The 322-nt window shown below is 69.3% G+C and carries 1 pseudogene; it reads left to right on the top strand.

The annotated features are described in order from the left end of the window. Positions 1-322: pseudogene (locus QZL71_RS04115) on the top strand (LuxR family transcriptional regulator); the annotation flags it as partial.

Genomic DNA, 322 nt, shown 5'->3' on the forward strand with positions numbered 1-322 from the left:
GGCCGGAGCAGGCCCCGGAGCTGTTCCGGGAGCACAAGCTGGCCGAGGTGAGTTTCTTTGGGCCCTGCCGCCCCATGATGTCCCTCATCGAGCAGCAGGTCTGGCTGGCGCAGGGGGAGTACGTGAAGGTGATCGCCCACAGCGAGGGCCTGCTGCGCCGGTGCGAGGCCATGCACTACGGTCTGGTGGGCCTGCAGGCCCGCATCCAGCTGGCGGCGGCGCAGCTGCGCTTTGGCCAGCGGGCCGAGGCCCGGGCCGCGCTGGCAGCGGCTTTGCTGGACGCTGTGCAGGACGATTTCTGGGTGCTCTTTGTGGAGCAGTA

This window comes from uncultured Faecalibacterium sp., from assembly GCF_900066275.1.
Taxonomy (GTDB): Bacteria; Bacillota; Clostridia; order Oscillospirales; family Ruminococcaceae; genus Faecalibacterium; species Faecalibacterium taiwanense.